Annotated in this window: 8 protein-coding genes; 1 reads left to right on the plus strand and 7 read right to left on the minus strand. The window is 73.6% G+C overall.

What is annotated here, in order from left to right:
* Positions 1-76 precede the first annotated feature (76 nt).
* The 3 genes from FNH09_RS11020 to tuf all read right to left on the minus strand — a co-directional run bounded on the left by FNH09_RS11020 (position 77) and on the right by tuf (position 3,397).
* On the minus strand, positions 77-1,024 hold the full coding sequence (locus FNH09_RS11020; protein WP_152886598.1) for an MIP/aquaporin family protein: 948 nt from the start codon (positions 1,022-1,024) through the stop codon (positions 77-79).
* 236 nt (positions 1,025-1,260) lie between these two features.
* Positions 1,261-2,106, minus strand: coding sequence for a fused MFS/spermidine synthase (locus FNH09_RS11025; RefSeq protein ID WP_162468403.1), 846 nt, complete (start codon positions 2,104-2,106; stop codon positions 1,261-1,263).
* A gap of 121 nt (positions 2,107-2,227) precedes the next feature.
* On the minus strand, positions 2,228-3,397 hold the full coding sequence (gene tuf, locus FNH09_RS11030; protein ID WP_152886600.1) for an elongation factor Tu: 1,170 nt from the start codon (positions 3,395-3,397) through the stop codon (positions 2,228-2,230).
* Positions 3,398-3,749: 352 nt separating this feature from the next.
* Between tuf and FNH09_RS11035 the strand changes: the two genes are divergently transcribed.
* A complete protein-coding gene (locus FNH09_RS11035) occupies positions 3,750-4,523 on the plus strand; it encodes a TVP38/TMEM64 family protein (protein ID WP_152886602.1) in 774 nt (257 codons plus the stop codon).
* 28 nt (positions 4,524-4,551) lie between these two features.
* Here FNH09_RS11035 and FNH09_RS11040 read toward each other — a convergent pair whose 3' ends face one another.
* The 4 genes from FNH09_RS11040 to FNH09_RS11055 are packed head-to-tail and all read right to left on the minus strand — an operon-like array spanning position 4,552 to position 7,968.
* A complete protein-coding gene (locus tag FNH09_RS11040) occupies positions 4,552-5,187 on the minus strand; it encodes a GNAT family N-acetyltransferase (RefSeq protein WP_162468404.1) in 636 nt (211 codons plus the stop codon).
* Entirely contained in the window at positions 5,184-5,915 is a 732-nt protein-coding gene (locus FNH09_RS11045; protein ID WP_162468405.1) for a cupin domain-containing protein, read from the minus strand. Before FNH09_RS11045 ends, FNH09_RS11040 begins: the two co-directional genes overlap by 4 nt.
* A complete protein-coding gene (locus FNH09_RS11050; RefSeq protein WP_152886605.1) occupies positions 5,909-6,838 on the minus strand; it encodes a DUF6807 domain-containing protein in 930 nt (309 codons plus the stop codon). Before FNH09_RS11050 ends, FNH09_RS11045 begins: the two co-directional genes overlap by 7 nt.
* Complete coding sequence (locus FNH09_RS11055; RefSeq protein WP_162468407.1) at positions 6,835-7,968, minus strand: Gfo/Idh/MocA family protein; 1,134 nt, start codon at positions 7,966-7,968, stop codon at positions 6,835-6,837. Before FNH09_RS11055 ends, FNH09_RS11050 begins: the two co-directional genes overlap by 4 nt.
* Between the last annotated feature and the right edge of the window lie 68 nt (positions 7,969-8,036).

An 8,036-nucleotide genomic window follows, 5' to 3' on the forward strand; every position in this document is an offset into this window, starting at 1 on the left:
GGCCGACGGGTGACCTCACGGCGCCTGCCCGCGCCCGGGGTTCACCCGCCGGACCGGGTCCGGGGCCGCGTGAAAGCTACTCCTCGTCCGTGCCCTTCTGAGGGCGCGTGACACCGATTTCCAGTTCGGCGCCCTCCTGGGCGCGCATATGCAGGACGTCGCCGATGAACAGGTCGTACACCAGCACTCCGATCACACCGCCCACCAGCGGGCCGACGATCGGAATCCAGAAGTAATTGCTGAACGACCCCGCCGATGTCCCCGGCATCGCGAGATCCCCCCACCCGGCGGCCCAGGTGAACAGGCGGGGGCCGAAGTCACGGGCCGGGTTGATGGCATATCCGGCGTTCGCACCGTAGGACATGCCGATCGCCGCGACGACGAATCCGATGATCAGCGGACCCAGATTCGCTTTCACGGCGGTATTGCGCAGATCGACGACGGCGACGATCAGCATCACCAGGAACGCCGTGCCCACGATCTGGTCGATCAGCGGTCCCCAGATTCCGCCGTGGAAATACGGCGCCGGGAATGTCCCGAAGATGGAGAACGACGCGAGCGTGTGCCCGTTGGTCTTCGGGCCCTTCATCGCGGCGTCGAAGGTGTTGATCGCGTCGTGGTACACCCCGTACACGAGCGCGGCCCCGGTGAAGGCGCCGAGCAGTTGCGACAGCATGTACGGCGCGACCTTGACCCAGGCGAACCTGCGCCGTACCGCGAACGCCAGCGTCACCGCCGGATTGAGGTGTGCCCCGCTCACCCCGCCTGCCACGTACACCCCGAAGACGACCGCGAACGCCCAGCCCCAGGTGATCAGCAGCCAGTCCCCGGCTCCCCAGAAGAAGGTCGTCGGCCCCGACGTACGGCCCGATCCCGGCAGCGCCGCGACCGTCATGGCCACCACCCCGCAGCCGAAGGCGATGAGGACCAGGGTCCCCAGGAACTCGGCCAGGCATTCGCCCCACAGGCCTTCCCGACGTCTGAGCCGGGAGGGCTTGATGAGCGGCGAGACCTCCGCAGCCATGGTTCCTCCAAGACCGTCGTCAAGACCGTCACCCGAGGCGCCGCAGCGCGCTGGATCCCCTCCCTCCGATGCCGGTCATACTACCGTCGCGGGGACTTCCGGGCGCGACGGCGGCATTTCCGCACCCCGGTCGGACCGCCGAATGCGACGGGAAATCCGGAGAGCGCCAACCCTGTTTCACGCACCTCCTTTTGCGCATCGCGCCGTTCTGTGCATCTCGTTCTTCCGCCCGTTGTTCAGCCGATACCGAAAGCGCCGTCGGGGGGTACGGGCGACGGTACGGCGTCCTCGTCCCGTACCGGGCGCGCGTCGCCCGTGAAGTCGCGCAGCGCCGCCCCGTGCTCGACGCGCGCCGGGAAGGCGTCGGCGGCGGTCCGGCGGGCCAGGGCGGCGGTGTCGAGCGGGTGCCGCGCGGCGACGAGCACCGCGTTCCCGAAGCGACGGCCGCGCAGCACGCCCGGTTCGGCGATCAGTACGAGTTCCGGGAACACCTCCGCGAAGGTGGCGAGTTGGGAGCGCAGGAAGGCGAACGGGGCGGCGTCGGCGAGGTTGGCGAGGTAGACACCGCCGTCGCGCAGGACCCGCCCGGCCTCGCGGGCGTAGCCGAGGGACGTGAGGTGCGCGGGGACGCGGGAGCCGCCGAAGACGTCGGCGACCAGGACGTCGGCCGAGTCGTCGGGGGCGGCCTCCAGCCAGCGGCGGGCGTCGGCGGCGTGCAGGGTGACGCCCGCGTCGTCCGGAAGCGGGAGATGCTCGGCGACCAGGTCCAACAGGCCCCGGTCGGCCTCGACGACATCCTGCCGGGATCCGGGCCTGGTCGCGGCCAGGTAGCGGGGCAGGGTGAACGCGCCTCCGCCGAGGTGCAGCGCGTCCAGCGGACGCCCGGCCCGGGTGACGGTGTCCAGGACGTGCCCGAGCCTGCGCGCGTACTCGAACTCCAGGTGCGTCGGCTCGTCCAGGTCGACGTACGACTGCGGTGCCCCGTCGACGGTCAGCAGCCAGGCCCGTTCCCGGTCGACGTCGGGCATCAGCTTGGCGAACCCGTGATCGACGGCTCGGCTTACGGGTATGGGCTCGTTCACCGTCCCATTGTGCCCGCGCGACCGGTCCCGACCGGCCCGCACCGGGGCGCCTGCCTGTACGGAGGCACCCCGGACCCGGGCACGGGGACCGGGAGCGTCCCCGTGCCCGGGCGGCGTGCCGTCACTCGACGGCGGTCACGCTGCCCGCGCCGACCGTCCGGCCGCCCTCGCGGATGGCGAAGCCGAGCCCCGGCTCCAGCGGCACCTCGCGTCCCAGCTCGACGGTCATCGTGACCGTGTCACCGGGGCGGGCGACCGCGACCTCGCCGAGGTCGACGTCGCCGACCACGTCCGCGGTACGGATGTAGAACTGCGGCCGGTAGCCGGTCGACACCGGGGTGGTGCGGCCGCCCTCACGCCCCGACAGCACGTACACCCGCGCCGTGAAGCGGCGCCGGGGCACGACGCTGCCGGGCGCCGCGACGACGTGCCCGCGCCGGACGGCGTCGCGTGGCACCCCGCGCAGCAGCAGCGCGACGTTGTCGCCGGCCTGCGCCTCCGCCATGGGCTTGCCGAAGGTCTCCACGCCGGTGACGACGCTCTCGACACCGGCGCCGAGCACCTCGACCCGGTCACCGACGTGGATCGTGCCGCGCTCGACGGCTCCGGTGACCACCGTCCCGCGGCCGGTGATGGTGAGCACGTTCTCCACCGGCAGCAGGAACGGCGCGTCCACGTACCGCTCCGGCAGGGGCACATACGTGTCCACCGCGTCGAGCAGCGCCTCGATCGACGCGGTCCAGCGCGGGTCGCCCTCCAGCGCCCCGAGCCCGGAGACCCGCACGACGGGAACGGCGTCGCCGCCGTAGCCCTGCGCGGTGAGCAGTTCGCGAACCTCCAGCTCGACCAGGTCGGCGAGCTCCTCGTCGGCCCGGTCGGCCATGGTCAGCGCGACGACCACATGGTCGACGCCCACCTGACGGGCGAGCAGCACGTGCTCGGCGGTCTGCGGCATGATCCCGTCGAGCGCGGAGACGACGAGGATCGCCCCGTCGAGCTGCGCGGCCCCGGTGACCATGTTCTTGACGTAGTCGGCGTGACCCGGCATGTCCACGTGCGCGTAGTGCCGGGTGTCGGTCTCGTACTCGACGTGCGCGATGTTGATGGTGATGCCGCGGGCGGCCTCCTCCGGCGCCCGGTCGATGCGGTCGAAGGGGACGAAGGTGCCGGTCCCGCGGTCGGCGAGGACCTTGGTGATGGCGGCGGTCAGGGTGGTCTTGCCGTGGTCGACGTGACCCATCGTGCCGATGTTCAGATGCGGTTTGGTGCGCACGTATGCCGTCTTGGGCATGGCGGTACCTGGAAGCCTCTCAGTGAACCGAGCGAAGGTCCCGGCGCGGTGGGCGCGGCGGGACGGGGACCCCGAGGGACTGGCCGACCCTCCCCCTGCGGGGTCCGCCGGAATGTCCGGAGAGGGTCAGCTTCGGGCGCCGTCTACTGCTGCGACGAACACGGGAACGGCAGCCTTCGGCGCATCCGCGACCGCGGATGCTGCGAGGTGGAAGGCGTACCGGAACATGACGCCGATCCTCGCCGACGCGTCCCCGCGCGTCGAATGGTTTTCCGGCCGGCGCCTCGCGCGCGGCGGCGTCTTCTCCAGGGCCGTACGGCGATCACACGCGTCCGTCGGTTACTGTCACCGAATGCTCGATGCCACCACCCGCTCTGGGGGCACCGCCACGGCCACTCCCCGGGCCGCCGCCACGGAGCTCGCCCTCGCCCTGCCCCTGCCCACGCCCGTCGGCTTCACCACGCGCTGCACGAGAGCACTGCTCTCTCCCTGGGCCCGGTTCGCCCTGCTCGTCGTGCTGCTCGCCGCGGCCGCGTCGAGCGTGCTGCTCTTCGAGCCACAGAAGCTGCTGGCCCACGGCTGGCCACCGCACGCCGGGGGCGCCACCGCGGCCCTGGTGTTCGCACTGGCGTACGGGCTGTGCACGGTGGCGTTCGTGCCCCGGCCGCTGCTGAACCTGGCGGCGGGCGCGCTGTTCGGCTCGCAGCTGGGCACCGCCTCGACACTGGCGGGCACCGTGCTCGGCGCCGGGATCGCCTTCGGGCTGGGCCGGGCGCTCGGACAGGACGCGCTGCGTCCGCTGCTGCGGGGCCGCTGGCTGAAGGCGGCGGACGGCCAGCTCAGCCGGCACGGCTTCCGCTCGATGATGGCGGCCCGGTTGTTCCCGGGAGTGCCGTTCTGGGCGGCGAACTACTGCGCGTCCGTGTCCCGCATGGGCTGGCTGCCGTTCCTGCTCGCGACGGCGCTCGGCTCGATCCCGAACACCGCCGCGTACGTCGTCGCGGGGGCCCGCGCCTCGGCGCCGACGTCCCCCGCGTTCCTCGTCGCGATGGCCGCCATCACCGTACCGGCGCTGGCGGGCGCGGTGGTGGCCTGGCGCAAGCGCCACCACCTGCGGTCGAGTTGACGGCCCGTCCGTCACATCGCGTCCGGGATCACGGCGTCGGCGCGCCCGCCCGCCCCGCAGATCGTCCGGAGGGTGTGGCGGGCGCCGCGTAGCAGTGCACGCTCACCCGCCGGTCCGGCCCCCACAGCTGCTCGACCGTGGCCAGCCGCTCCCAGCCCAGCCGCTCGTACAGGGCGGCCGCGGCGGTGTCGGAGGCCACGACGTCGAGCACCGGGTGCAGCCCGTGCCGCCGGGCCTCCCGTACGGCCCGGCCGACGAGCAGGCCGCCGATGCCGCGTGCCCGTGCTCCGGGCGCGACGAAGAGCCGGCCGACGACCGCGGCCGACTCCACGGACCGACCGGTGCGTTCGCTCCACACCACGGGGGCGAGGTCGCCCTCCGCGGCTCGGCACAGACCGACATGGCCGGCCGGACGGCCGTCGACCTCGGCCACCCAGGCCCCGAGGGCGGACGCCGGGGTCAGCCATGTCCCGGGCCGTTCGGGCCAGTTCACGGGATAGCCGTCGCCGACGTGGACCTCGGCCAGGATCCGTACGCAGTCCGCCAGGTCGTCCTCGGTCCGGTCCCGGACCGTCGCGCCGGGCGGTGCGACGGCCCGGCCCGCAGGCGGTCCGGCGGCCTCGCGGGCAGGCGGTCCGGCGCGTCCCGCAGTCGGTCCGTTCACCCGTGGGCCTCCCGGAACCCGTACACGTCGAGCCGTCCGCACATTCCGAACCTCCCACTCTCCAAGGGCTGTTCGGATCGTACGACGGCCCCGCCGAGATGGGAGGGATCGCCCCGTTCCAGCCGGTCGAGCTGCTCCCCCGTCGCCTTCGCGGCGGCCTCGGCGCCGCGCCGCCAGCGCTCGCGCCACTCGGCGATCCGCGGGCGCACCAGCGCGCAGGCGGCCCGGTGGAAGGCGGCCAGCGCCTCGGGGCCTTCGGCGTCCCGCAGTGCCCGGTAGCCCGTCAGGGCGAGGTCCCGGCGGGCACGGGCGATCCGCTCCCGCTCGGCCTCGGGCGCGTCGGCCGGGATCGTCGTGGCGGCGGCGTACGTCCCCGGGTCGGCCAGGTACGGCGGCGGCAGGGTGAGCACCGCGTCGCCCGCCTCCGGCAGCCCGCCGTTCTGCATCAGGACGGTGATGCGCAGGTCGTCCTCGTTGACCAGCCGGTGGATCGTGCCGGGCGTGAACCAGGCGACGGTGCCCGGCGTGAGCGGTGTGACCGCGTACCCGGACACGGTGAGCGTCTGCACCGCGCCCCGGCCGCCGGTGACCACGTACGCCTCCGAGCAGGCCAGGTGCATATGGGGGGTTCCGCCGCACACGCCGTCGGCCGCCGGCCAGTCGTACACCGACAGCCGCGACAGACCGACCCCGCCCGGCGGTCCGGCGAACTCCGCCGGGCTCACCACGGGTGCGCCTCCAGGTATTTGGCGATCTCCTCCCGCGCCCAGGCCCCGTCGCCCACCACGACCCGGTAGCGGCGGGCGAGCGTGGCACCGGGGGCGAGCGCGAGCTCGTCGTGGAAGGCCCAGGACGGGGCGACGGCGGCGAAGGGGTCGTTGCGCACGAACCAGTGGGCGGGGTGGGTGCCCCGGGCTCCGGCGTGGTCGTTCTCGGGAGCGTGCGCGAAGACCAGGGTCGCGTGGCCGTCCGCGCCGTCGTGCTCGCCGCACAGCGCGAGCCAGGGAGACTGACTGCCCATCAACTCCGGTCCCTCGCCGTCGGGTCCGAGGACCAGTCCGTCACGGAAGGCGCGCGGGCCGCGCCAGAACAGACCCGTGTAGCCGGCCATCTCGCGCCCCGCGGTGGTCGGGCTGCCGAACAGCAGCGGCTCCTCACGCCGGTTGGTGACGGCGGTCGTCCAGGTCAGCGCCCAGGAACCGGCCGCCGGGTCCACGTCGTGGATCTCCACACGGCGCCGCTCCTCGGCCCACAGCTCCCCGCCGTACGGGTGCCAGGTGAGCCGTTCGGCGATGACGGCGCGGTCGCCGTCCGCGGCGACCTCGTCGAAGGCGACGTGCGCCATCGAGCCGACCCGGTCGGGCAGTTCGAGATACCCCCGGCCGTGCACGTAGGTGTTGCCGCCCCACAGGTTCGCCCCGGACAGATGGGAGGCCGTGAGCGACAGGCCCTTGTGCCAGCGGTGGTCGTTCGGCCGGTAGCCGGTGACGATGTCGCCGGCCAGGGTGCGCAGCGGGTGGATGTACGGCTTGGGCGCCTCCCAGGCCGCTTCCGGCCGGTAGACGTAGGCGAGCAGTTCGACGCCGGTGGTGGGCTCGGTCACCGTGATGCGCTCACCGTGCGTGTGCACGACGCGCAGTCCGTCCGTCATGCGGACACCTCCTCGCCCGTGGGGACCCCGGGGACGGCGGCCGCGGGCGCCCAGCCGGGCACACCCCCGTGCAGGGCCGTGTAGAACGGGTCGCCCGGCCCGATCTCGCCCCGCCGTACCGTGACGTCGGTGAACGCCGACTTGTACAGCGCGCTGATCAACTCCAGGCTCGTACGCGCCTCCTCGCCGCTGCTGCGCGGCCGCTGCCCGGCCTGCATGCTCGCCACCAGTTCCCGTAGCTGCTCCAGGTGCGAACTGGGCACGTCCGGGCCGAAGTCACGCCAGGCGGCGGCCTCGTCGTCCGGCACGTGCGCGGCCGGGGTCACGCGCCAGTCCGCGTTGCCGTGCCCGTAGAGGTGGGTGAGTTCGACGGTGGCGTGCTCGCAGTCGATCCGGATGCGGCTGACCTCGTCGGGGCTGAGGACGCTGTTGACGACGGTCGCCAGGGCCCCGTTCTCGAAGCGGACCAGGGCCGTCGAGACGTCCTCCGTCTCCACGTCGTGCACCAGCCGACCGGCCATGGCCCGCACTTCGCTCCACGGTCCGAGCAGATCGAGCAGCAGGTCCATCTGGTGGATCCCGTGCCCCATCGCCGGGCCGCCGCCCTCGGTGTCCCAGCGGCCCCGCCAGGGCACGGCGTAGTAGGCGGCGTCGCGGTACCAGGTGGTCTGGCAGTGCGCCACGAGCGGCCGCCCCATGGCCCGCTCGGCGAGCAGCCGACGGACATGGCGGGAGCCGGAGCCGAAGCGGTGCTGGAAGACGATGGAGGCGTACGGACCGCTACCGTCGCCCGCCGCGGCCTCGACCGCGTCGAAGTCGGCGAGCGTCGGCACCGGCGGCTTCTCGCACCACACCCACGCCCCGGCGCGCAGCGCGGCCACCGTCTGCTCACGGTGCAGGGTGGGCGGGGTGCAGACGGTGACCAGGTCGGGCCGCTGCTCGCGGAGCATCCGGTCCAGGTCGGTGTAGGCGTGCGGGATCCCGCCCGAGGCGCAGAACTCGTGCACGGCGGCGGGGTCGATGTCGACGGCGGCGACGACCTCCGTCCGGCCCTCCTCGGCGAGCCGGGCGAGCGCGGGCAGATGGCTTCCGCGCGCGATCGCGCCGGTGCCGACGACGGCGGCGCGCACCCGGCGGCCGGCAAGCGGCGCGGACCGGTCACGGGCCGACGCCCCGGGACGGGCGGCGGGTGTGGGCA

This window comes from Streptomyces adustus (genome assembly GCF_009377175.1).
GTDB lineage: Bacteria > Actinomycetota > Actinomycetes > Streptomycetales > Streptomycetaceae > Streptomyces > Streptomyces adustus.

Coding starts and splice junctions, on each gene's coding strand:
- FNH09_RS11020 (WP_152886598.1), bottom strand. CDS start 1,024: ATGGCTGCGGAGGTCTCGCCGCTCATCAAGCCCTCCCGGCTCAGACGT.
- tuf (WP_152886600.1), bottom strand. CDS start 3,397: ATGCCCAAGACGGCATACGTGCGCACCAAACCGCATCTGAACATCGGC.
- FNH09_RS11035 (WP_152886602.1), top strand. CDS start 3,750: ATGCTCGATGCCACCACCCGCTCTGGGGGCACCGCCACGGCCACTCCC.
- FNH09_RS11050 (WP_152886605.1), bottom strand. CDS start 6,838: ATGACGGACGGACTGCGCGTCGTGCACACGCACGGTGAGCGCATCACG.